Genomic DNA, 21464 nt, shown 5'->3' with positions numbered 1-21464 from the left:
CACCACCGCTCATGCCGCCATCACCGCCCGGCGCGCGGCGACCACGTCCGCGTAGTGCCCGATCAGCTGGTCGCCGATGGCCGCCCAGGTGCGGCCTTCGACCGTGGCATGCCCGGCGGCGCCGTACGCGGCCCGCAGCGCCGGGTCGGCGACCAGGGACTGCACCGCGTCCCGTACTGCGGCGGCGTCGCGCGGCGGCACCAGCAGGCCGGTGCGGCCGTGGTCGACCAGGTCGAGCGGGCCACCGGCGGCGGGCGCGACGACGGGCACGCCGCTGGCCATGGCCTCCTGCACGGTCTGGCAGAAGGTCTCGAACGGACCCGTGTGCGCGAAGACGTCGAACGAGGCGAAGATCCGGGCGAGGTCGTCACCACCGCGTCGGCCCAGGAAGACCGCGCCGGGCAGCGCCTCGGCGAGCGCGGGCTGGCTCGGCCCGTCGCCGACGATCATGACCTTCACGCCCGGCAGGCGGCAGGTGTCGGCCAGCAGCTCGATGTGCTTCTCGGGAGCGAGCCGGCCGACGTATCCGACGATCACCTCGCCGTTCGGGGCGAGCTCGCGGCGCAGCGCCTCGTCCCGGAGCTCGGGGCGGAAGCGGGCGGTGTCCACGCCGCGTGCCCACAGCTTGAGCCGGGGAACCCCGTGCGCCTCCAGGTCGTTCATGGAAGCGCTGGACGGGACGAGAGTGAGGTCGGCGGCGGAGTGGACGGAGCGTATGCGGCGCCAGGCCGCGGCCTCGCCGGCGCCCATGTAGGTGCGGGCGTAACCGGCCAGGTCGGTCTGGTAGACGGCGACGGCGGGGACACCGAACTTGGCGGCGGCGGCCATGCCACGGACGCCGAGGACGAAGGGGCTGGCCAGGTGCACGATGTCCGGGCGGTGCTGGACGATCGCCGCGGCGAGGCGCCGGCTGGGGAGGGCGACGCGGACCTGGGGGTAGCCGGGGAGCGGGAGGGAGGGGACATGGACGACCGGGCACGGCGCCGTCAGGGCGGCGAGCTTGTTTCCGGGCGCCGGGGCGGGTGCGACGACGAGGGGAGCGTGACCGCGATCGACCAGGTGTCGGGCGGTCTGGAGCGCGCAGTGGGCCACGCCGTTCACATCGGGGGGAAAGGATTCGGTCACGATGACGACACGCATACCGGTGTTGTCGCCGGGCTGGACGTGGCCGCGTCAACGTGGATCTTTCCGAACAGGGAACGTCCCATGAGCGTTACGCTGCGCACCCGGGCGGGTCAGATCACGTCCATGCGCGCCTGACCCGCAGGTCATCCCGCGTTCACCTGGCGGGCGGATCTCCCCGACATTCACAGCGTGAACACATGGCCCGCCCCATGATCAGCGTTCAGCCGATCGTCGCGGCCCGATGGATGTTCAGCCGCCTGTCACGCCCCGATCGACGATCGGCCGGCGGTCGTGGCCCGCCCGATGATCAGCCGGTGGTCGCATCCGGCCCGATCCGGCTGCGTACGGCCGTCTGGACCTCGGCCTCCTCCGCCGGATCTGCGGCGAGCCGGCGCAACCGCTCGACGACGCGCGTGTCACCGGTCTCGGCGTGCCGGGCGGCGATCTCGCGGGTGGTCTCCTCGCAGTCCCACAGGCACTCGACGGCGAAGCCGGACGGGAAGGAGGGATCGGTGGCGGCCAGGGCGCGGGCGGTGCGGCCGCGCAGATGGGAGGAGGCGGTCTCGCGGTAAATATGGCGCAGCACGGGGGCGGCGCAGGCGATGCCGAGCCGTCCGGTGCCGTCGACGAGGGTCCACAGCGTCGGCGCGTCGGGGCCTTCGCCGCGTACAGCCTCTCGTAGCGCCGCGAGGACCAGGTCCTTGTCCTCGGCCCCGCCCCGGCAGGCCAGCATGCGCCCGGCGGCGGCGCCCAGCGGATCGGGCCGTCGGGCCCAGCCCCGCGCGCGGTCGACGGCGGCAATACTGCGCATGCGTTCGAATGCGTCGAGGGCGGCTTCCACGACGACCGACGATCCGGTGACCACGGCCGCCTCGATCAGGTCGAGGGCGTCCGGATCATTGCTGTCAGCGAGGTAGCGCAGGGCCGTGCAACGGGCGCCGTCGGTGCCGTCCTCGGCGGCGGCGACGATCTCCGGGCGGTCCTCGGGGCCCGCGACGGCGCTGAGGCACCGAGCGGCGGGCACATGCAGCGCGGCACCGCGCTCGATGCCCTGCTGGGCCCACTCGAAGACGGCCTGCACGCTCCACCCCGGACGGGGCCCGGTAGGTCGCATCTGGCGTTGCCAGCGGTCGAAACAGCCGGCCTCGTGAGCGGCACGCACGCGCGTGGCGATCGATTCGCGCGGATCCTCGGCCCACAGCCGCCACGGCCGTGGCTCAAAAGCATCGCGTACGGCGACGGCCAGCTCGGCCTCGCCCTCGGAGTCGGCCGGGAAACGCGCCAGCACGGGCGCGGCCAGGGCGCGCAGCCCGCCGTCGTCGTCCCTGAGCGCCAGTTCGTCCAGCGCCCAGGCCCAGTTGGAGCCTGACGCGGCGTACCTGCGCAGCAGTTCGAGGGCGTCCCGCCTGCCGTAGGAGGCGAGGTGGCCGAGGACGGCGAGGGCCAGCCCGGTGCGTGACTCGTCGGTGTCGAGGGCGTCCTCGACATCGAAGAGGTGGGCCTCGATCTCGTCCAGTTCGCCGTTGAGGTCGAGGTAGAGACGGGCGTAGTACAGCGAGCGGTTCTCCACCTGCCAGTCGTGGCGGGGGTCTCGCAGCACGCAGTGGTTCAGAGCCGCGAGCGCTTCGGCGCGCGGGGCGGTGAGCGCGTGCAGTGTGCCGTCGCCCCGCCCCCGCTGGAGCAGGCCGAGCAGCGTACCGCTGGGCGCTATGACCGGTTCGAACATGGGAAACAGCCTCACATCAAGCGTCGACGCAACCGGGGTTCTTGCTTCACCTGGCCGCGTGACAACACGTCGGGGCGCCCGCCGTTTCCTGCTTGCTGTAGACCATTTTCCTCTGCCTCTCGTCAGTGGCCCATGCGGGCCGCATCACGGCCCGCATGGTGCGGCAACACCTGCCCAGCCATCGCGTCCGTGAATCACGACGTCATGATGACTCGGCACTTCCATCTGCCGCGACCGAAATTTCGGCGGCCCTGTACCGCCTCCCCCGTTTTCTGTGTTTTAGCTGGTCAGAACATTCGGATCAGTGTGCGCCGAACAGCGCGAGCAGTTCCGTCTTGCCGAACATGCGGGCCGTGTCGACGGCCGAGGGGGTGCCCGCGGCCGGGTCGGCGCCGCCCTCCAGGAGAGCCTTGATCACTTCCGTCTCACCCTTGAAGACGGCACCTGCGAGTGGAGTCTGGCCTCGGTCGTTGACATGGTCCGCCGCGGCGCCCCGGGCGAGCAGCGCGCGCACGGCCTCGGCGTGGCCGTGATAGGCGGCGAGCATCACGAGCGAGTCACCGCGGTCGTTGGTGAGGTTGGCCGGTACGCCCGCGTCGACGTACGCCACGAGCGGCTCGGTCTGCCCCTGCCGGGCCAGATCGAAGATCTTGGTCGCCAGCTCCACGACCTCGGGGTCGGGGGCTTCACTCATCGGCCGGACCGCCTCTCACTGCGAACACGGGGACTGCGGGGAACCATGGGAACTACAAGAGCTGCTGAAACTGCTGAAACTGCGGGGAGCACGGGCACGGCCTGCGAGCGATGCTCGGCCGTACGAGTGATTCGCCAGGGTACTGGCTCGCGCGGCACATGACCCGACGCGCCCGCGGCAAAGATCATCGCAGACACGGCCGGGCGCACCACCCAAGCTCATCCGGCCCAGGACACTCCGCCACCCGAGGGAAATCCAGCGGTTTTCACCCAGTTGCACCTTTTATCATATGGATACATCCTGTGATCCTGGAAGTACTCATGGTGACTGTCCCCACCAATCCAGGAGCACTCTCATGATCCTCTCCATCTCAGGCGTCGTCCTACTCGGCATCGTCGTCTTCATCTTCTTCCGCAAGGACGGACTGAAGGCGTCGCACGCCTGCATCTGCGCCCTGTTCGGCTTCTACCTGGCGAGCACGGCCATCGCTCCGAGCATCAAGGCCGGCGGCGAGAGCCTGGCGAGCCTCCTGGGCGGCATCCAGTTCTGACGCCGCCCCACCCACCCGTACGCACCTGTAGGAGACAGCAGTGGCCCGCCGCCCCCTCCCCCGCATCCTGAGCACAGGCAGCGCGCAGATCACCCGGAGCCGGGAGCTGGCCCGGGCGCAGTTCGCCCGCAGCCGGGAGCTGGCCCGGACGGCGACCGACAGCGCCTCTGACGTCCTCCATCCGCTGATCACGATCACGCGCGGGCTGCGCCGGCTGGCCTCGGCCGGGCGGCGCAAGTGGGCCGACACGCCCAAGGACAGGCGCGGCATGCTGCTGTTCATGGTGGCCGCGGTGATCCTGGTCGTGGCGCTCGTTCCGTACGGCCCGCTGCTCGCCGTCATCACGCTGATGGCGGCGGCGGCCTGGCAGGGCCGGGACCGCGAGCCATCGGCACCCGACGGCCCCGACGAGTCGCAGACGGAGCGGCTGAGGTCGCTGTACGACGCACTGGTCCCCTACTTCTCCGCCGCCGAGGACCCGGCACCGCTCTACGCCCACGGCGGCGAGTGGGAAAAGGCCTTCCCGGAGTACGAGTTCGACGGCACGGGACGCATCAGCGGTCTGCTGATCCGCTACCCCGCCTACTTCACCGACGGCGAGGCCCAGGCCCGCGCGCGGATCGAGCACCTGCTGACCGCGAAGTCCGGCCGCGGCCGGGAGTACCACTTCACCTGGGACGAGGAGGGCAACGAGCTCACCGTCACCGTCCTCGCGCCGCTGCCCACCGACATCGCCGCCCAGCGCTTCGTCACGACCCCCGGCGAAACGGTCCTGGGCTTCACCGACCTCACCCAGGTCCAGCGCACGCTCCCGCTCACCCACGGCGCGGAACAGCGCGACGTACCGCCGGTCGTCTGGCGCACCGGCATCCGCTCCACCGAGCCCCACCTGCTGGTCATGGGCCAGCCCGGCAGCGGCACCTCCACCCTGCTGCGCTCCATCGCCCTGCAGGCCCTGCAGTACGGCGACGTCGTCATCGTCGAGGGCGGCAGCACCGGCGAGTACGCCTGCCTGATCGGGCGGGACGGCGTCCTGGCCGTCGAGTGCGGGCTGGCCGGGGCGCTCGCGAGCCTGGAGTGGGCGGCGACGGAGACGGAGCGGCGCCTGATCGCCATCAACCGGACCCGTCAGGCGGGCAATCCGCCGCCGGACGACACCAAGCGCCCGCTCTGGATCCTCCTGGACCGCCCGACCGCGTTCTCCCACCTCGCGGCGGCGGACAACCGCAAGGATCCCCAGTCCCTGCTCCAGGTGCCCCTGCGGCACGGCCGCGCGGCGAATGTCACGGTGGTCGTCGCCGACCAGTGGGACGCCATGGACACGCTCAGCGACGCCGTACGCCAGCACACGCGCGCGCGTGTCGCGCTCGGCCCCGCGACGGCGGAGCAGTTGGAGACGGTCCTGGGCGCTCCCCCGCACACCACCCCGGTCACCGACGTCCCACCCGGCCGCGGCTACGCCCGCCTCGGTACGGGCCCCGTCCATCGTCTCCAGGTCCCGGCGACCCCGGACCCGTACGACGACGCGACGAGCGACGCGCACCGGCAGGCGGTACTGGACCTGCTGCCGGAGCGGACGACGCCGGTGGAGGTGGCACCGCCGGCAACGACGGCCAAGACGACCAAGACGGAGCAGGAACAGCAGCCGGAGCCGGAGCCGGTACCTGCGGACGCCGTGGTGGTCGAGACCTCGTAACCCGGCCATTCCGCGGGCGGCCGGCGCCGGTCAGGCGACGAACGTACGGAGCCCTTCGCTGCCCCCGGTCGCCCCGCCCTCCACCAACCGCGCCGCCGCCCCCAGCCTCACCGCGGCCTCCTCGGCCACCGCACCCCCCACAGTGAACGGCAACCGCACATACCCCTCGAAGGCGCCGTCCACCCCGAACCGAGGCCCGGACGGCACCCGGACCCCCACCCGCTCCCCCACTTCCGCGATCCTCGACCCCGACAGGCCCCCCGTCCTCACCCACAGCGTGAGCCCGCCCCGCGGCACCTCGAACTCCCACTCGGGCAGTTCCCGCCGCACGGCGGCGACCAGCGCGTCCCTGTTCTCCCGGGCCTGCGCGCGTCGCACCTCCACCGCCTGCTCCCAACCGCCCGTGCCGAACAGCCAGTTCACGGCCAGCTGCTCCAGAACCGGCGTCCCCAGATCGGCGTACGCGCGCGCGGACACAAGACTGCGGATCACATCCGGAGCCGCCCGCACCCAGCCGATCCGCATCCCCGCCCAGAAGGCCTTGCTGGCCGACCCGACCGTGATGACGGTCGACCCCGCGGGGTCGAAGGCGCACACCTGGCGCGGCATCTCGACATCGGGGTCGAGCCAGAGCTCGCTCATCGTCTCGTCGGCCACGAGCACCGTCCCCGCCGACCGCGCCGCGTCCACCAGCCGCCGCCGCTGGTCCTCGTCGGCGAGCGCCCCGGTCGGGTTGTGGAAGTCGGCGACGACATAGGCGAGCCGCGGCGCGGCCTCCCGCAGCACCTGCCGCCACCGGTCCATGTCCCAGCCGGCCAGCCCGTCCGCCATGGCGACGGGCACGAGCCTGGCGCCCGCCTCCCGCATCAGCTGGAGGATGTTGGCGTACGACGGCGACTCGACCGCGATCCGCTCACCGCGGCCCCCGAACAGATGGCAGATCGCGTCGATCGCGCCCATCGCCCCGGTCGTCACCATGATCTGCTCGGGCATCGTCGGAATCCCGTGCGCCGTGTACCGCTCGGCGATCATCGAGCGCAGCGCGGGCAGCCCGGCCGGATAGTCACCGTGCGTATGGGCGTACGGGGGCAGCTCCTCCAGCGCCCCTTGGACCGCACGGGTCAGCCACGGCTCGGGCGCGGGCAGCGCCGCGGTGCCCAGGTCGATCATCGAACCGAGCGCCTCGGGCGGCAGCGGTTCAAGGCCGCGCGCGGGCAGCGGGTTCCCGGCCGGTACGGCGGTCCAGCTCCCGGCCCCGCGCCGGGACTCCAGGAACCCCTCCGCGCGCAGCGCCTCGTACGCCGCCGCCACGGTCGTACGACTCACGGACAGCGCGAGGGCCAGCTCACGCTCGGCCGGCAGCCGCGCGGCGACCGGGACACGGCCCTCCAGCACGAGCAGACGAATACCGTCGGCCATGGCTCGGTACGCGGGCGGGCGCCTGGTGCCGGGGCCGGCGGGTCGGTCCTGCTGTGAGGTGAGGAGCCGGGCGAGCTGCGTGGCACCCACCGCTGAAGTCCACTGCGCCATGATTTCCAGTCCACCTTCCCCGAATTGGCCATGGATGGCATCGCATCCCAAGCCACAGGGTGTCATGCATCAGTCCACTACCACCACAGGGGGGCACGTCTTGTCCACGCAGGGGCATCTCCTACAGCGGCTCACGCAGGGGCATCTCCTACGACGGCTGTCACAGCTCTACATCGGGCTCGCGCTCTACGGCGCGAGCTCGGCGATGCTCGTCGAAGCGGGCCTCGGCCTGGAGCCCTGGAACGTGCTGCACCAGGGCCTCGCCGAACGCACCGGCCTGACGATCGGCGTCGTCTCGATCATCATCGGCGCCGCGGTACTGCTCCTGTGGATCCCGCTGCGCCAGCGCCCCGGCCTCGGCACCGTCTCCAACGTCTTCGTCGTCGGCATCGCCATGGACGGCTCCCTCGCCCTGCTCCCCGAGGCGCACTCCCTGGCCGTACGGATCCCGCTCCTGCTGGCCGGCATCCTGCTCAACGGCGTGGCCACCGGCCTCTACGTCGCCGCCCGCTTCGGACCGGGCCCCCGGGACGGCCTGATGACCGGACTGAACCGGCGTACCGGCCGCTCGATCCGGCTGATGCGCACGGCCGTCGAGATCGCGGTCGTCGTGACCGGCTTCGCCCTGGGCGGCACCGTCGGCATCGGCACCCTGCTCTACGCGCTGTCCATCGGCCCGCTCGCCCAGCTCTTCCTGCGGGTGTTCGCCGTTCCCCCGGCATCCGACGGCAGCACGGTCGTTGCCACCGGGCAACCCCGGCGAGCCATACTGCGTCCGTGAGCACCACGCGGATACGCCACCCGTACCTCGACCACCCCGGCCCGATCCCCTTCGCCCATCGGGGCGGGGCGGCGGACGGCCTGGAGAACACCGTGTTCCAGTTCCGGCGCGCGGTCGACCTGGGCTACCGGTACATCGAGACCGACGTCCACACCACGCGCGACGGCAAACTCGTCGCCTTCCACGACTCGACCCTGGACCGGGTGACGGACGGGGCGGGGCGGATCGCGGACCTGCCCTGGGGTGACGTTCGGCACGCGCGCGTGGCGGGCAAGGAGCCGGTGCCCCTCTTCGAAGAGCTCCTGGAGACCTTCCCGGACGTCCGCTGGAACGTCGACCTCAAGGCGGAGCCGGCCCTCCATCCCTTCCTGGAGCTGATCGAGCGCACCAACGCCTGGGACCGCATCTGCGTCGGCTCCTTCTCCGAGGCCCGCGTCATGCGAGCCCAGCGCCTGGCCGGACCCCGCCTGGCGACGTCGTACGGCACCCGGGGCGTCCTCAACCTGCGGTTGCGCTCCTGGGGCGTGCCGGCCGCGCTGCGCCGCTCGGCGGTCGCCGCCCAGGTGCCCGAGACGCAGTCCGGGATCCAGGTGGTCGACCACCGCTTCGTACGGGCCGCCCACGCGCGCGGGCTGCAGGTGCACGTGTGGACCATCAATGATCCCGATGCGATGCACCGGCTCCTGGACCTGGGAGTGGATGGCATCATGACCGATCACATCGACACGTTGCGCAAGGTCATGGAGGACCGGGGCGTCTGGGTCTGACCCCCGTCCGGACTCCGCCCCTCGCGCGGGGATCACCACGGAGAAGCGAGGGCGCGGGGTGGGCACCGATACCGTGCGGACGGATCCGGCCGACGAGGCTGCGGGCCGCCGACGCGAGCAACGCGGCTGGTATTTCTACGACTGGGCATGCTCCGTCTACTCGACGAGCGTGCTCACCGTGTTCCTCGGCCCCTATCTGACGTCGGTCGCCGAGAAGGCGGCGGACGCGGAGGGGTTCGTCCACCCCTTGGGCATCCCGGTGCGCGCCGGCTCGTTCTTCGCGTACTCGGTGTCCCTGTCGGTGATCGTCGCCGTCGTGGTGATGCCCCTGGTGGGCGCGGCCGCCGACCGCACGGGCCGCAAGAAGCCCCTCCTCGCGGCTGCCGCCTATCTGGGGGCCACGGCCACCCTGGCGATGTTCTTCCTGGACGGCGACCGCTATCTGCTCGGCGGCGTCCTGTTGATCGTGGCCAACGCGGCCCAGTCGGTCGCGATGATGCTCTACAACTCCTACCTCCCGCAGATCGCCCCACACGAGGAGCGCGACGCGGTCTCCTCCCGCGGCTGGGCCTTCGGCTATGCCTCGGGCTCGCTGATGTTGATCCTGAACCTGGTCCTGTATCTGGGGCACGACTCCTTCGGGGTCTCCGAGAGCATGGCCGTCCGGATCTGTCTGGCGTCGGCCGGCCTGTGGTGGGGCGCCTTCGCCCTCATCCCGCTCCTGCGGCTGCGCGACCGACGGTCCACGACGGACGACCGTACGGCCAGGGAACCGAGCGCGATGGGCTTCCGGCAGCTCGCGGCGACGGTCCGCGACATGCGCCGCCACCCGCTCACGCTGGCCTTCCTCCTCGCCTACCTCGTCTACAACGACGGCATCCAGACGGTGATCTCCCAGGCGTCGATCTACGGCTCCGAGGAACTGGGCCTCGACCAGTCCACGCTCATCGGCGCGGTCCTGCTGGTCCAGGTCCTCGCGGTGGTGGGCGCGCTGACGATGGGGCGGCTGGCCCGGACCTACGGCGCGAAGCGGACGATCCTCGGCTCGCTGGTCGCGTGGACGGTGACGCTGGCGGCCGGGTACTTCCTGCCGGCCGGGGCACCGGTGTGGTTCTTCGTGCTGGCGGCGGGCATCGGGTTGGTCCTGGGCGGCAGCCAGGCCCTGTCCCGGTCCCTGTTCTCCCATCTGGTGCCGCCGGGGAAGGAGGCCGAATACTTCTCGGCGTACGAGATGAGCGACCGCGGTATGAGCTGGCTGGGCCCACTCCTGTTCGGGCTGACCTACCAGCTGAGCGGAAGTTACCGAGACGCGATCATCTCCCTGGTTGCCTTCTTCATCATCGGATTCGCCCTGCTCGCGAGGGTTCCGGTGCGGCGGGCGATCAGCGACGCGGGCAATCCGGTCCCGACAAGGATTTAGCGTTCCCGGTGAAAGGGCGGTAGTGTACGCGTTTGGCCTGCCAGGCGTACCGTTACTGCGCGTCAAAGATGCCGAAACGCTGTGTGACATCTGCTAGCAGATGTGACAAACCGGGCGCCGGTGGGTACGACATTGGTCAGCAAGGCTGCGGCTACGACGGCGACGCATCACCCAGAACGGGACACGGGACGGGAATCTTTACCGCCGACCGGACGTTGACCGGATGACGACGACAGCGACACCTGTCCTGTGGGCGACAAGCCCGGGAGGCACGATTCATGAGTGAGCGAGCTCTTCGCGGCACGCGCCTCGTGGTGACCAGCTACGAGACGGACCGCGGCATCGACCTGGCCCCGCGCCAGGCCGTGGAGTACGCATGCGAGAAGGGGCACCGGTTCGAGATGCCCTTCTCGGTCGAGGCGGAGATTCCGCCGGAGTGGGAGTGCAAGGTCTGCGGGGCCCAGGCACTCCTCGTGGACGGCGACGGCCCTGAGGAGAAGAAGGCCAAGCCCGCGCGTACGCATTGGGACATGCTGATGGAGCGGCGTACCCGAGAGGAACTCGAAGAGGTCCTTGAGGAGCGACTTGCCGTTCTCCGTTCGGGGGCGATGAACATCGCGGTTCACCCCCGGGACAGCCGCAAGTCGGCCTGATCCCTACGCGGCTTGGGTGGGTTTGACCAGGCACAGCGTGTAACCGCGGGCGCCGTACGTGAAGGAGACGTACGGCGCCCGCGGTTTGCTGTGCCTGAAATCACCGTGCCTGAAACTGAAATTACTGTGCCTGAAAGCGAAAGAGGAGACCCGGCGCTCAGCGGCGCCGGGTCTCCTCTTTCGGTGTCAGCCTGCGATGTCGGCTTTGGTGTCAGCGCGTCAGAGGCGGGCGCGGGTCCTGCGGCGCATCCCCCGGCTCGTCCCTGATGACCTCGCCCTGGACGACCTTGCCGTCGGGGCGGTGCATGCGCGCCTGCTGGAAAGCGTCACCGAGTGAACCCGGGGACGCCTCGCGCAGCTTGCGCTCGAACGTCCGCTCCGCCTGACGGCTGAGGGCCTTCTGGACCGGCGGGATCAGCAGAACCAGGCCCACCGCGTCCGAGATCAGGCCCGGCAGCATGATCAGCAGGCCGCCCAGCATCATCAGGCCGTTGCCGCCGCCGCTCGTCGGGGTGCCGCCGCGTTGCAGCGCCTCGTTCAGTGCCTGGAAGGCACGTCGGCCCGCCCGCTTGATCACCACCGAGCCGAGCACGAGGCCGGCGAGCAGCAGCAGGAACACCGCGAGACCGCCCACCGCGTCCGCGACCACGGTCAGCAGCCAGATCTCCAGCACCAGCCACGCGGCGATGCCCAGCGGCAGGAATGTACGCAGCCGGGAGCGCCGAGGCGGGGCGGGGTAGGTGGGGGTCGGTGCGCCAGTCGTCATGCGTCCAGTGTGCCTGGGTCCGGCTCAGAGCGGGATAAGGGGACGGCCTACGGCACCTGTGCGGTCATGGGCAACGCCTGTGGCGGCTGGGGCTGTACGTGGGCCGCCTACGCCTGAGGGGGCGACGACGAAGGCTTGGCACGGCGGCCCATCAGCTTGCCCACCCGCTCCCGCGCTCCCCAGGACGTGACCCGCCACAGCGCCTCGACCAGGATGTCGCGGCTCATCTTCGAGTCACCGAGCTCGCGCTCGACGAAGGTGATCGGCACCTCGACGACATGGAACCCGGCCTTGACCGCGCGGCGGGCGAGGTCGACCTGGAAGCAGTAGCCCTGAGAGGCGACGTCGTCGAGGCCGAGGCCTTCGAGGGTCTCGCGGCGGAAGGCGCGGTAGCCGCCGGTGATGTCGCGGAGCGGGAGGTCGAGGGCGAGCCGGGAGTAGAGGCTGCCGCCGCGGGAGATGAACTCGCGGGACTTCGGCCAGTTCACGACCCGGCCACCGGGCACCCAGCGGGAGCCGAGGACCAGGTCGGCACCCTTGAGGGCGGTCAGCAGGCGGGGCAGTTCCTCGGGCTGGTGGGAGCCGTCGGCGTCCATCTCGATCAGGACGCCGTAGCCGTTCTCGATGCCCCAGCGGAAACCCGCGAGGTAGGCGGCGCCGAGGCCCTCCTTGCCCTTGCGGTGCAGGACCTGGACGTGGTCGTCCTCGGCGGCCAGTTCGTCGGCGAGCTTTCCGGTGCCGTCGGGGCTGTTGTCGTCGGCCACGAGCACATGCGCCGCGGGGACCGCCTTGCGGACCCGGCCGACGATGCTCTTGATGTTCTCCGCCTCGTTGTAGGTCGGAATGATCACCAACGCCGTGCCGAGCGGCCCGAACCGCTTCCCTCGGTCCTGTGTCGCGAGGTCCCCGTCGCCGTCGTTCACTGCTGCCCCTTCACATCCGTACGCAGACATCCACCATAGTGGTCGCGGCCTGGGCCGACGTGACTGCACGTTCGTATGGTGGTGTCGATTCCACAAGAGCGGGGTAAGGCTGGGTTTTCGGGGACCGGTACGTCGGTTTTCGCACTCTCTGCTGATGTTCACGCCTTCTGCGGATGGGGGCCCGGCGCCCTTCGGGCCGACCTGGGGCCCGCTGGCTGCGGGTCGACCGAAAGCCGTTGTCTACTGAGCGCCCGGGCCCCACCCGGGTCACACCTCCCCGATCGGCCGCGACGTTCCGTCGTCGCCGCGCGGGCGCTGAGCCTGGCTCCCAGTGGCGGTGCCCCGGTGCGGCACACCGTCCCTGACCCAGCGGCGTCGCGGCGGTTCCCGGAAGATCCGCGGGCCCCGATCGGGCGTCCGGTGGTGGACTCGGCCGAACCTATCGGCCCCGGGCCTGCGCCTGTCAACAGCCGTTTGACCTGCGGGTCTTCACCCAAATCGCTGGTCAGCGCGGAGGATGCGCAGGTCGCGCGCCGGGGTGGTGCGCAGGGATCGGATGCGCGCCACCCCCGGAGATCACTCGCCCGGCCGTACGAAGACCGTTCGTCCGCCCACAACCGTGCGCAGGCAGACCGGCAGCTCGCGGCCCGGGGACAGATCGGGCAGGCCAGGGGTGCCGGAGCGGGGGTCGGTGGACCAGCGGGCGACCCGGTCGTCGGGGGCCTGGACCACCAGTTCGTCGGTGCGCCACACCGCGTAGTCGGCGGGCGCGCCCGGCACCAGGACGCCCGCGTCGTCGCGCCCGACCGCCCGCCAGCCGCCCCGCGTGTGCGCCGTGAACGCGGCACGCACGGAGACGCGGTGCTCGGGCGTGCGGTGGAACGCGGCGGCGCGGACCGTCCCCCAGGGGTCGAGGGGCGTGACCGGGCTGTCGGAGCCGAAGGCGAGCGGGACGCCGGCACGCAGCAGGGCCGCGAAGGGGTTCAGGGTGCGGGCCCGTTCGGCGCCCAGGCGTTGGGCGTACATGCCCTCCTCGCCGCCCCACAGCGCGTCGAACGCGGGCTGGACCGAAGCGGTCAGGCCGAGCTCGGCGAAGGCCGCGACGGTCTCCGGCGTGAGCATCTCGGCGTGCTCGACGCGATGGCGGGCGGCGCGGATACGGGCGAGGCCGAGCTTCTCGGAGGCCGTGCGCACGCCCTCCACGACGGCGGTCACGGCGGCGTCCCCGATCGCGTGGAAGCCCGCCTGGAGGCCTGCCTCGGTGCACGCCGTGACATGGGCGGCGACGGCGGCGGCGTCGAGGTAGGCGGTGCCGGTGTGGGCCGCGTCGGCGTACGGCTCATGCAGGCAGGCGGTGTGCGAGCCGAGGGCGCCGTCGACGAAGAGGTCGCCGGCCGCGCCGATCGCGCCCAGCTCGCGCGCCTTCTGGACGTCCTGCTCCGCCCAGTAGCCGACGACCCGCGGTCCGGGTTCTCCGGCGGCCGAGCGCAGCAGCCCGGTGAAGTCGTCCTCGGAGGAGATGTCCGGCCCGCCGCACTCATGGACGGTGCCGATGCCGAGGGAGGCGGCGTGGGCGAGGGCCGCGCGCTGCGCCTCGGCGCGCTGGGCCGGCGTGATCGCCTCCAGCGCGGTGGCGCGTACGGCGTGGTGGGCATCCGCGACGAGCGGGGCGTCGCCCGCGACCAGGTCGCCGGGCGTCATGTCCAGCAGGGCCGTCGTGACGACCGCCGAGTGGACGTCGATGCGGGACAGGTAGAGCGGTCGGCCACCGGTGGCCTCGTCGAGCTCGGCGCGCGTCGGGGGACGGCCACCGGGCCAGCGGGAGGCGTCCCAGCCATGGCCGAGGAGCACCCTGTCCTGCGGGCGGGCGGCGGCGAAGTCCCGAACGAGGGCGAGGGCCGCGTCGAGGGAGGGCGCGCCGGACAGATCGAGGCCGGTCAGCGCGAGGCCCGTGGCGGTGGTGTGCACATGGGCGTCGGTGAACGCGGGCGTGACCAGGGCACCGTCCAGATCGACGACCTCGTCCACGCCGTCCGCGAAGGCGTCGGCAGCCCCCTCGGACCCCACCCAGGCAACCTGTCCGCGCTCCACGACCATGGCGGTGGCGAAGGGATCGGAGGGGCTGTGGACCTCTCCACGGCGGAGCAGGACGGTCTTCGGCGGGGCGGTGGGCTCACTCATGGGGAACAGTCTCGCGCGTTGTCCCGACCGCTCCGGACAGGGGGCGTCGACCGCGCCCCAGAGGGCAACGCCCTAAGGGGCGCGGGGAACTGCGCGACAAGCCACACACGGCCCGCAGCCGACGACGAACGACCGACGGCTCAACGCCGATCAGATCCTCGGTGGCCGCGCCTCATACGGCGTCGACAACACCACCGTCGTCCGAGTCGACACCCCCGCCAGCGCCCGCAGCCGGCTCAGCAGCTCCTCCAGCTCGTGCGGCGTCGCCACCCGAACCTTGAGGATGTAGTTCTCGTCGCCGGCGACGCTGTGACAGGCCTCGATCTCGGGCACGTCGGCCAGCCGTTCGGCAATGTCGTCGGGGGCGCTGGGATCGAACGGCTTCACCGAGATGAACGCGGTCATCGGCAGCCCCACGGCCTCGGAATCCACCACCGCGGCATAGCCGCGGATGACGCCACGCTGCTCCAGTCGCCGCACCCGCTGGTGCACGGCCGACGTGGACAGGCCCGTGGCCTTGCCCAGGTCGGTGTAGCTCATCCGCCCGTCCTTGACGAGCAGCTGCACGATCTGTCGGTCCAGCTCCTCCATGGCGCAAGAACCTACAGTGCGCTTGATCTCCTCGGATACCTGAGCAGTCCAGGTCATGCCCTGTTTGTGATGTGACCAGGGGACGACTGTGGGCTGCCTGAGGGACAAACCGGCCGCCTCGGGCACCTGCGGGCGGCATGTGACGAACGCCACAGGCCCCGAACAGGCTCCGTGATGTCCCCGTGATTAGCGCCGAGACCCGGCGGGAAGTGCTTGCTGTGGTCGAGGCCGCAGTGCCTTCACGGCCCCAGCCCGAGGGGGAGTTATCCATGCAAAGTCTTAAGCGCCCTGGTCGTACCGCGCCCAAGCGCCTTCAGTCGGTCGTCGAGCCCGCTCCGGAGGGCGTCGAACCCGACGACTTCGACGACGAAGAGCTGGACGCGTACGACACCTTCGAGATGTATCGGGTGATCTGCCCGGACTGCGCGCAGCCCATCGCCCTGCTGGCGGACGAGGAGGTGCTGCCGGAGCACGCGCTGTGCGCCTCACCGTGGAATCCGTTCGGCCTCACGGTCTGTGCCGGTACGGGCCGCAAGGCCGCCGAGGCGGGTTCCGCGGACGAGTCCGAGGAGCCCCACGAGCAGGAACTGGCCCTTCTGTTGACGCTCCCTCAGGGGCTGAACTGGCGGACCCAGCCCTTCTCGCACGTCGGCGGACCGGGCTCGCGCCCCATCAGGGTCCCGGCGATGCGCCGCCAGGCCGCCTGAGCGACCGCCGCCCCGGTCGCGTCGCTCAATCCCAGTAGCTGCCCTGCACCATGGCTCGCAGGCTGCCGTGGTGCAGGATCAGTGTGTCCGGGTCCGCCGGGACGGCGACTTCGCCGAAGTACGCCTGGCGGTAGGCGATCCGCAGCATGACGACGGCGTGCCGCAGGGCGGCGTACAGCGTGTAGAAGTCCATGTCGCGCAGCGTGTGGCCGGTGAGGTCCGCATAGCGGGCCTCGATCCGGTCGCGACGCAGGAAGCCGGGCAGCCCGCGCTGTCCGAAGGCGACCGTCAGGTCGTGGAAGAAGCGGTGCAGATAGACGGTCCAGCCGAGGTCGACCTCGCGCGGGGCCAGGGCCGCCATCTCCCAGTCGAGGACGGCCGCGGGTTCGAAACCGTCGTAAATGACGTTCCCGATGCGCGCGTCGCCCCAGTTGAGCACCGGCGTGCCCGGATCGCGCGGCCAGAGCTCCTCCAGGCGCGCGAACGCGTCCTCGATGAGCGGTGAGCGGGCGAGTCCGTCAACCACCCATTCGTAGTACGCGCGTTGGGCCGTGACATGCCGCCGCAGCGCGTCACCCTCGCCCGGACACGCGAGGAACTCGGCTTCCTTCAATGGGACTTGGTCGTGCAGCCGGGCCAGCAGTCCGATCGTGGCCGTTTCCAGGTGCTCGCGCTCGGCGTCGCTCGCCGCGTACAGCCAGTTGCCCTCGTAGGTGTACGGCATGACGTCGGGCGGCACCCGCCCTTCGACGCGCTCCATGACGAAGAAGGGCGCCCCGAGCGGGCCGGGGTCCTCCTCAAGCCACCACACCTTCGGCACGGGCAGATCCGTGTGTTCGGCCACGACGCGCATCGTCCGGTACTGGCGCGGCATGTCGTACACCGGGAAGACGGTGTACGCCGCCGGATCCGCCGCGAGGCGCAACGCGCAGGCGTGCGTGGGCGGTTGGGGGTGCTCGATGTCGAAGAGCAGGGTCTCGCTGGACAGGCCGTTCGACTCCGGGACGGTGACGCCGACCGCCTTCGCGCCGGGCAGCCGGGTGCCGAGCCAGGCGGTGAGGCGGCGGGTGAGTTCCTCGGGGTCGCGGGTGGTGGTGCGCGGGCGCGGTGCCGTGGCTGCCATGTCCCAAACCCCCTACGGTGCGACCGACTTGAAGTCCGCGAACCCGCTCGGGTCGTGCCTCCCGAACGAGCCGTGCTCGAAAATGCCGTGGCCGATGCGGCCGTCCAGCCGGAAGCGCGCCGCGTGGTCGGTGACGCCGTACGCGGCCAACGGGTGGGCCTCGGTGAGGTCGTAGCCGCGCCGGTCGACCCATCCGCGCCCCTGCCAGGTGCCGTGCTGCCAGTCGTCGGCGGGCGGGTAGCCGGCGCCTACGGCCAGCGGTGACGAGGTGAGGATCTCCACCTCCAGCTCCTGCGGCTTGCGTACGTCGCCGAGGTGGAGGAGGGCCCGCTCGGGGTGGCGGGTGCCCGAGCGGTAGGTGATCTCGGCCTGGGGCCGGCCGAGTTGGCGGTCCCGGCGGCCGGGGCGGACCATCGTCGCCTCACTCAGCGAGCGGTGGCCGTCCGCGTCCTCCTGGACGATCACCATCAGGAACCGGTCCTCGAACCGGACCGGGCACCAGATCCAGTGGAAGCCCTCGGTCGGACGCTCCTCGGCGAACCGCCCGCCCTCCTCCCCCGGTATCGGCCGCACACCCCAGCTGCGGTCACGGGTCCCGGTCCACTGGCCAGGGGTGACACGGAACTCCTGACCGCCCGCGCGCACGACGCCCGCCACACCGCCCGCCTGCACGAAGCGGCGCCCTTCGAGGGTGAGCCGGTCGCCGCGGCGCTGGACGTGGTGGGGTTCCCACAGGGCGGGGAAGTCGGCGGTCCAGGTGATGTCGTACGACAACGTGTCGTCGTCGCAGATCAGTCGCAGCCGGCGCAGCGGCTCCGCCACCTCGATGCGCAGCGGACCGACGGCGAGCCGCATCCGGTCCTCGCCGAGCGCGTCCGAGGCCCGCACGGCGTGCAGGGTGCCCCCCACCCGCAGGGTCGCGTACGCGTCGATCACCCCGACGTTGGGGTACACCCCGAGGCCGAGGATCAGCAGGGCACGCCCCTCGTGGTCGAGGACGTGGAAGATGCAGCGGTCGTAGGCGTTCCGGTCGCTGGTCGCGACGTACTTCATGGACAGGGGCACCTGGTGCACCGGGTACTCGTCGAGCGGTACCGGACGGTCGTCGTCGGCCACGGCAAACCTCCCTGGAGGCGGCTGGGCTGACGGTACGTCAGGCGCCTTCAGGTGGCCAGACACGGTGTCGGACGTTCGCGAACTCACGCCCTATTCCCACAAGCGGTGACTTGTCCGCCGGCCTCCGCGTTGCCCTGGTATGCCCCCCACGTACTCCGCGACCGGGTCCCAGCGCCGCATCTTCGTTCCGCGGCCCGCGGGAACGGTTGCGCCGCCTGCGCCCCCGCAGCAGCCGGATCCGCCGATCTACCGCGATCTGATGCGCATGTGGGCCGACCGTGGCCGCACTCTGCCGGGGCGCCACGACCCGGAGTGGATCCGGCTCACGGCGCCCACGGTCAGGCATGGCCAGTTCAGCGTCCTTCGGGACCTGCCAGGTGACGGGCGATGACCATCCGCTGGATCTGGTTGGTGCCCTCGACGATCTGCAGGACCTTGGCCTCCCGCATATAGCGCTCGGCCGGGAAGTCCGCGGTGTAGCCGTATCCGCCGAGGACCTGGACGGCGTCGGTGGTGACCCGCATCGCCGCGTCGGTGCAGTGCAGCTTGGCCATGGCCGCCTGCTTGGCGAACGGCCGGCCCGCGTCGCGCAGCCGTGCCGCCGCGAGGTACAGCGCACGGCCCGCCTCGATCTGGGTCGCCATGTCGGCGAGCATGAAGCGCAGGCCCTGGAAGTCGGCGATCGGTTTGCCGAACTGCCGTCGCTCGGTCGCGTACCCCACCGCCTCGTCCAGTGCCGCCTGGGCCACGCCGATCGCGCAGGCCGCGATGCCGAGCCGCCCGGAGTCGAGCGCGGCCAGGGCGATCGCGAAGCCCTGGCCCTCGTCGCCGATGCGCCGCTCGTCGCCGACCCGGACGCCGTCGAAGTGGACCTGTGCGGTGGGCGAGCCCTTCATGCCCATCTTCTTCTCGGGTACGGCGGCACTCAGCCCCTGCGCGTCACCGGGCACCAGGAACGCGGTGATCCCGCGCGGGCCGTCCTCGCCGGTGCGCGCCATGACCGTGTAGAAGTCGGCGATGCCGCCGTGCGTGATCCACGCCTTGTTCCCGGTGATCACCCAGCTGTCGCCCTCGCGCACCGCCTTGGTCCGCAGCGAGGCGGCGTCGGACCCGGACGCCGGCTCGGAGAGGCAGTACGCGCCGAGCAGCCCGCCGCCGAGCATCGCGGGCAGGTGCTCGACCTGCTGCTGCTTGGTGCCGTAGGTGGCGAGGGCATAGGAGGCCAGGGTGTGCACGCTGACGCCGAGGCCGACGGTGAGACGGGCCGCGGCGAGTTCCTCCAGGACCTGGAGGTAGACCTCGTAGGGCTGGTCGCCGCCGCCGTATTCGGAGTCGTACGGCAGACCGAGCAGCCCTGATTCGGAGAGCAGGGTGAAGACCTCACGCGGGAAGCGTCCGGCGTCCTCCTCCTCGGCCGCCTTCGGGGCGATCTCGCGCTGCGCGATGTCGCGGACGAGCGAGATCAGATCCCGGGCCTCGTCCGTGGGCAGTTGACGGTCCACCGGCTGCGGGGCGCGGTCGGGCATGGCGACGCTCTCCTCCCTTTCGGGAATGTCGGCGGTCGCGCGCCTTGGGTGGGGCGGCTCCGCCTGCTCTCGGATGCCGGCAGGTGCTCCGCTCCCGGGTCGCGGAAGCTGCTGACCAGCGGCTCTGCGGTGAGTATGCCCGATCGGGGACATCGAGTCACCAGTTAACGACCGCTTACTCCAAGAAACTTTCAGACCGCTTCCCGGCTTCCCGAATTGGTCCGAACCATTGACCAATTGGTCTAGTCCTCCTACCGTTTCGGTCCAACGCCTCTCCGCGTTCATGCCAATCGGCGTGCGATCCCCTCTGTCCCCTGCGAGGAGACACCCGATGCACACCCCGCTCCCCTCCCGCACGCGCGGCCGTGCCCTGCTGGCCGCCGCGTGTTCCGCCGCTCTCGGCGCCGGTCTGCTCGTCGGCGCCGGCACGGCGACCGCCGACCAGAACGGCACGGACCAGGACGGCGCCCGCAAGGCAGCCGGCTCCAAGGTGGTCGGCTACTTCACCGACTGGGGCATCTACGACCGCCAGTACTACGTCAAGAACATCGAGACGTCCGGCTCGGCGAAGAAGCTCACGCACATCAACTACGCCTTCGGCAACGTCGTCGACGGCAAGTGCGCCATCGGCGACACCTGGGCCGACACCGACAAGCCGTTCACCGCGGCGGAGTCCGTGGACGGCGTCGCGGACACCGCGGATCAGCCGCTGAGCGGCAACTTCAACCAGCTGCGCAAGCTGAAGAAGCTCCACCCGAACCTCAAGGTCGTCTGGTCGATCGGCGGCTGGAGCTGGTCCGGCGGCTTCGGCGAGGCGGCCAAGAACCCGGCGGCCTTCGCCCAGTCCTGCTACGACATGGTCGAGAACCCCAAGTGGGCGGACGTCTTCGACGGCATCGACATCGACTGGGAGTACCCGAACGCCTGCGGGCTGACCTGCGACACCAGCGGCCGGGAGGCCTTCCCCGAGCTGATGAAGGCGCTGCGCGCCAAGTTCGGCAAGCGGAACCTGGTCACCGCGGCGATCACGGCCGATGCCAGCGAGGGCGGCCGGATCGACGCGGCGAACTACGCGGGCGCGGCGCGGTACGTCGACTGGTACAACCCGATGACCTACGACTACTTCGGCGCCTGGGCCGCCACCGGCCCCACGGCACCGCACTCCGCACTGCGCTCCTACCCGGGCATCCCCCAGGAGGGCTACAACACGGCCGCCACCATCGCCAAGCTCAAGGGCCTGGGCGTCCCGTCCTCGAAGCTGCTGCTCGGCATCGGCTTCTACGGCCGCGGCTGGACCGGCGTCACCCAGGCGGCCCCGGGCGGCGCGGCCACCGGCCCCGCGAAGGGGACGTACGAAGACGGCTTCGAGGACTACAAGGTGCTCAAGCAGACCTGCCCGGCGACCGGCACGGTGGGCGGCACCGCGTACGCCAAGTGCGGGAACGACTGGTGGAGTTACGACACCCCGGCGACCATCAGGACCAAGATGGAGTACAAGGACCGGCAGGGTCTGGGCGGAACCTTCTTCTGGGAGCTCAGCGGGGACACCGCGAACGGTGAGCTGATCAAGTCCATCAAGTAGCGGGACT

General features: G+C 71.1%; 19 protein-coding genes. 8 read left to right on the top strand and 11 right to left on the bottom strand.

Annotated elements, in window-relative coordinates:
- Positions 1-9: 9 nt before the first annotated feature.
- The 3 genes from ACIA8X_RS42575 to ACIA8X_RS42565 form a co-directional block, all read right to left on the bottom strand.
- A complete protein-coding gene (locus tag ACIA8X_RS42575; protein ID WP_393461442.1) occupies positions 10-1140 on the bottom strand; it encodes a glycosyltransferase family 4 protein in 1131 nt (376 codons plus the stop codon).
- Positions 1141-1432: 292 nt separating this feature from the next.
- Entirely contained in the window at positions 1433-2851 is a 1419-nt protein-coding gene (locus ACIA8X_RS42570) for a HEAT repeat domain-containing protein (protein WP_393461444.1), read from the bottom strand.
- A 301-nt stretch (positions 2852-3152) separates the two neighbouring features.
- Complete coding sequence (locus ACIA8X_RS42565; protein WP_393461446.1) at positions 3153-3545, bottom strand: ankyrin repeat domain-containing protein; 393 nt, start codon at positions 3543-3545, stop codon at positions 3153-3155.
- Between the two features lie 355 nt (positions 3546-3900).
- Here ACIA8X_RS42565 and ACIA8X_RS42560 point away from each other — a divergent pair, with 355 nt between their 5' ends.
- Complete coding sequence (locus ACIA8X_RS42560; RefSeq protein WP_345007819.1) at positions 3901-4095, top strand: hypothetical protein; 195 nt, start codon at positions 3901-3903, stop codon at positions 4093-4095.
- 40 nt (positions 4096-4135) lie between these two features.
- Complete coding sequence (locus ACIA8X_RS42555) at positions 4136-5791, top strand: hypothetical protein (RefSeq protein WP_393461448.1); 1656 nt, start codon at positions 4136-4138, stop codon at positions 5789-5791.
- A gap of 30 nt (positions 5792-5821) precedes the next feature.
- Here ACIA8X_RS42555 and ACIA8X_RS42550 read toward each other — a convergent pair whose 3' ends face one another.
- Complete coding sequence (locus tag ACIA8X_RS42550) at positions 5822-7321, bottom strand: PLP-dependent aminotransferase family protein (RefSeq protein WP_393461450.1); 1500 nt, start codon at positions 7319-7321, stop codon at positions 5822-5824.
- A 64-nt stretch (positions 7322-7385) separates the two neighbouring features.
- Here ACIA8X_RS42550 and ACIA8X_RS42545 point away from each other — a divergent pair, with 64 nt between their 5' ends.
- From ACIA8X_RS42545 to ACIA8X_RS42530, 4 genes are all read left to right on the top strand, one after another.
- Positions 7386-8102, top strand: coding sequence for a YitT family protein (locus ACIA8X_RS42545; RefSeq protein WP_399460562.1), 717 nt, complete (start codon positions 7386-7388; stop codon positions 8100-8102).
- Positions 8099-8869 carry a glycerophosphodiester phosphodiesterase gene (locus ACIA8X_RS42540; RefSeq protein WP_393461454.1) on the top strand — a complete coding sequence of 257 codons (771 nt, stop codon included), beginning with the start codon at positions 8099-8101 and terminating at the stop codon, positions 8867-8869. Before ACIA8X_RS42545 ends, ACIA8X_RS42540 begins: the two co-directional genes overlap by 4 nt.
- 58 nt (positions 8870-8927) lie before the next feature.
- Entirely contained in the window at positions 8928-10289 is a 1362-nt protein-coding gene (locus tag ACIA8X_RS42535) for an MFS transporter (RefSeq protein ID WP_393461456.1), read from the top strand.
- A 278-nt stretch (positions 10290-10567) separates the two neighbouring features.
- Complete coding sequence (locus ACIA8X_RS42530) at positions 10568-10942, top strand: RNA polymerase-binding protein RbpA (protein ID WP_003977404.1); 375 nt, start codon at positions 10568-10570, stop codon at positions 10940-10942.
- A 211-nt stretch (positions 10943-11153) separates the two neighbouring features.
- On the opposite strand, the gene fxsA is transcribed toward ACIA8X_RS42530, so the two are convergent.
- The 4 genes from fxsA to ACIA8X_RS42510 all read right to left on the bottom strand — a co-directional run bounded on the left by fxsA (position 11154) and on the right by ACIA8X_RS42510 (position 15403).
- Positions 11154-11708, bottom strand: a complete 555-nt coding sequence (fxsA, locus tag ACIA8X_RS42525; RefSeq protein WP_393461458.1) for an FxsA family membrane protein — start codon at positions 11706-11708, stop codon at positions 11154-11156.
- A gap of 107 nt (positions 11709-11815) precedes the next feature.
- The gene (locus ACIA8X_RS42520) at positions 11816-12631 is read right to left on the bottom strand and encodes a polyprenol monophosphomannose synthase (protein ID WP_393461460.1); all 816 of its coding nucleotides are present in this window, start codon (positions 12629-12631) and stop codon (positions 11816-11818) included.
- Between the two features lie 576 nt (positions 12632-13207).
- Positions 13208-14812 (bottom strand): amidohydrolase, encoded by a 1605-nt coding sequence (locus ACIA8X_RS42515; protein WP_393461462.1) that lies wholly within the window; start codon positions 14810-14812, stop codon positions 13208-13210.
- 150 nt (positions 14813-14962) lie between these two features.
- Complete coding sequence (locus ACIA8X_RS42510; protein WP_393461464.1) at positions 14963-15403, bottom strand: Lrp/AsnC family transcriptional regulator; 441 nt, start codon at positions 15401-15403, stop codon at positions 14963-14965.
- Between the two features lie 269 nt (positions 15404-15672).
- On the opposite strand from ACIA8X_RS42510, the gene ACIA8X_RS42505 reads away from it, so the two are divergent.
- Positions 15673-16110, top strand: coding sequence for a hypothetical protein (locus ACIA8X_RS42505; protein ID WP_393461466.1), 438 nt, complete (start codon positions 15673-15675; stop codon positions 16108-16110).
- Positions 16111-16135: 25 nt separating this feature from the next.
- Here the strand turns inward: ACIA8X_RS42505 and ACIA8X_RS42500 are convergent, their stop codons facing one another.
- From ACIA8X_RS42500 to ACIA8X_RS42490, 3 genes are all read right to left on the bottom strand, one after another.
- Complete coding sequence (locus ACIA8X_RS42500) at positions 16136-17233, bottom strand: phosphotransferase family protein (protein ID WP_393461468.1); 1098 nt, start codon at positions 17231-17233, stop codon at positions 16136-16138.
- A gap of 12 nt (positions 17234-17245) precedes the next feature.
- Complete coding sequence (locus tag ACIA8X_RS42495; protein ID WP_399460563.1) at positions 17246-18286, bottom strand: hypothetical protein; 1041 nt, start codon at positions 18284-18286, stop codon at positions 17246-17248.
- Positions 18287-18702: 416 nt separating this feature from the next.
- A complete protein-coding gene (locus tag ACIA8X_RS42490; protein WP_399460561.1) occupies positions 18703-19875 on the bottom strand; it encodes an acyl-CoA dehydrogenase family protein in 1173 nt (390 codons plus the stop codon).
- Between the two features lie 331 nt (positions 19876-20206).
- Here ACIA8X_RS42490 and ACIA8X_RS42485 point away from each other — a divergent pair, with 331 nt between their 5' ends.
- A complete protein-coding gene (locus ACIA8X_RS42485; protein ID WP_399460560.1) occupies positions 20207-21457 on the top strand; it encodes a glycoside hydrolase family 18 protein in 1251 nt (416 codons plus the stop codon).
- The last annotated feature ends 7 nt before the right edge of the window (positions 21458-21464 follow it).

The sequence above is a fragment of the Streptomyces sp. NPDC051738 genome (genome assembly GCF_044453205.1).
Taxonomy (GTDB): domain Bacteria; phylum Actinomycetota; class Actinomycetes; order Streptomycetales; family Streptomycetaceae; genus Streptomyces.
The sequence above is the reverse complement of the archived record's forward strand: the minus strand, read 5'-3'. Positions and strand labels throughout refer to the sequence as shown.

Excerpts from the sequence above, each read along its gene's own strand:
- ACIA8X_RS42550 (WP_393461450.1), bottom strand. The coding sequence starts at position 7,321 with ATGGCGCAGTGGACTTCAGCGGTGGGTGCCACGCAGCTCGCCCGGCTC.
- ACIA8X_RS42510 (WP_393461464.1), bottom strand. The coding sequence starts at position 15,403 with ATGGAGGAGCTGGACCGACAGATCGTGCAGCTGCTCGTCAAGGACGGG.
- ACIA8X_RS42500 (WP_393461468.1), bottom strand. The coding sequence starts at position 17,233 with ATGGCAGCCACGGCACCGCGCCCGCGCACCACCACCCGCGACCCCGAG.
- ACIA8X_RS42565 (WP_393461446.1), bottom strand. The coding sequence starts at position 3,545 with ATGAGTGAAGCCCCCGACCCCGAGGTCGTGGAGCTGGCGACCAAGATC.
- ACIA8X_RS42485 (WP_399460560.1), top strand. The coding sequence starts at position 20,207 with ATGCACACCCCGCTCCCCTCCCGCACGCGCGGCCGTGCCCTGCTGGCC.
- ACIA8X_RS42490 (WP_399460561.1), bottom strand. The coding sequence starts at position 19,875 with ATGCCCGACCGCGCCCCGCAGCCGGTGGACCGTCAACTGCCCACGGAC.
- ACIA8X_RS42495 (WP_399460563.1), bottom strand. The coding sequence starts at position 18,286 with ATGAAGTACGTCGCGACCAGCGACCGGAACGCCTACGACCGCTGCATC.
- ACIA8X_RS42570 (WP_393461444.1), bottom strand. The coding sequence starts at position 2,851 with ATGTTCGAACCGGTCATAGCGCCCAGCGGTACGCTGCTCGGCCTGCTC.
- ACIA8X_RS42515 (WP_393461462.1), bottom strand. The coding sequence starts at position 14,812 with ATGAGTGAGCCCACCGCCCCGCCGAAGACCGTCCTGCTCCGCCGTGGA.
- ACIA8X_RS42545 (WP_399460562.1), top strand. The coding sequence starts at position 7,386 with ATGCATCAGTCCACTACCACCACAGGGGGGCACGTCTTGTCCACGCAG.
- ACIA8X_RS42560 (WP_345007819.1), top strand. The coding sequence starts at position 3,901 with ATGATCCTCTCCATCTCAGGCGTCGTCCTACTCGGCATCGTCGTCTTC.
- ACIA8X_RS42505 (WP_393461466.1), top strand. The coding sequence starts at position 15,673 with ATGCAAAGTCTTAAGCGCCCTGGTCGTACCGCGCCCAAGCGCCTTCAG.
- ACIA8X_RS42575 (WP_393461442.1), bottom strand. The coding sequence starts at position 1,140 with ATGCGTGTCGTCATCGTGACCGAATCCTTTCCCCCCGATGTGAACGGC.
- fxsA (WP_393461458.1), bottom strand. The coding sequence starts at position 11,708 with ATGACGACTGGCGCACCGACCCCCACCTACCCCGCCCCGCCTCGGCGC.
- ACIA8X_RS42530 (WP_003977404.1), top strand. The coding sequence starts at position 10,568 with ATGAGTGAGCGAGCTCTTCGCGGCACGCGCCTCGTGGTGACCAGCTAC.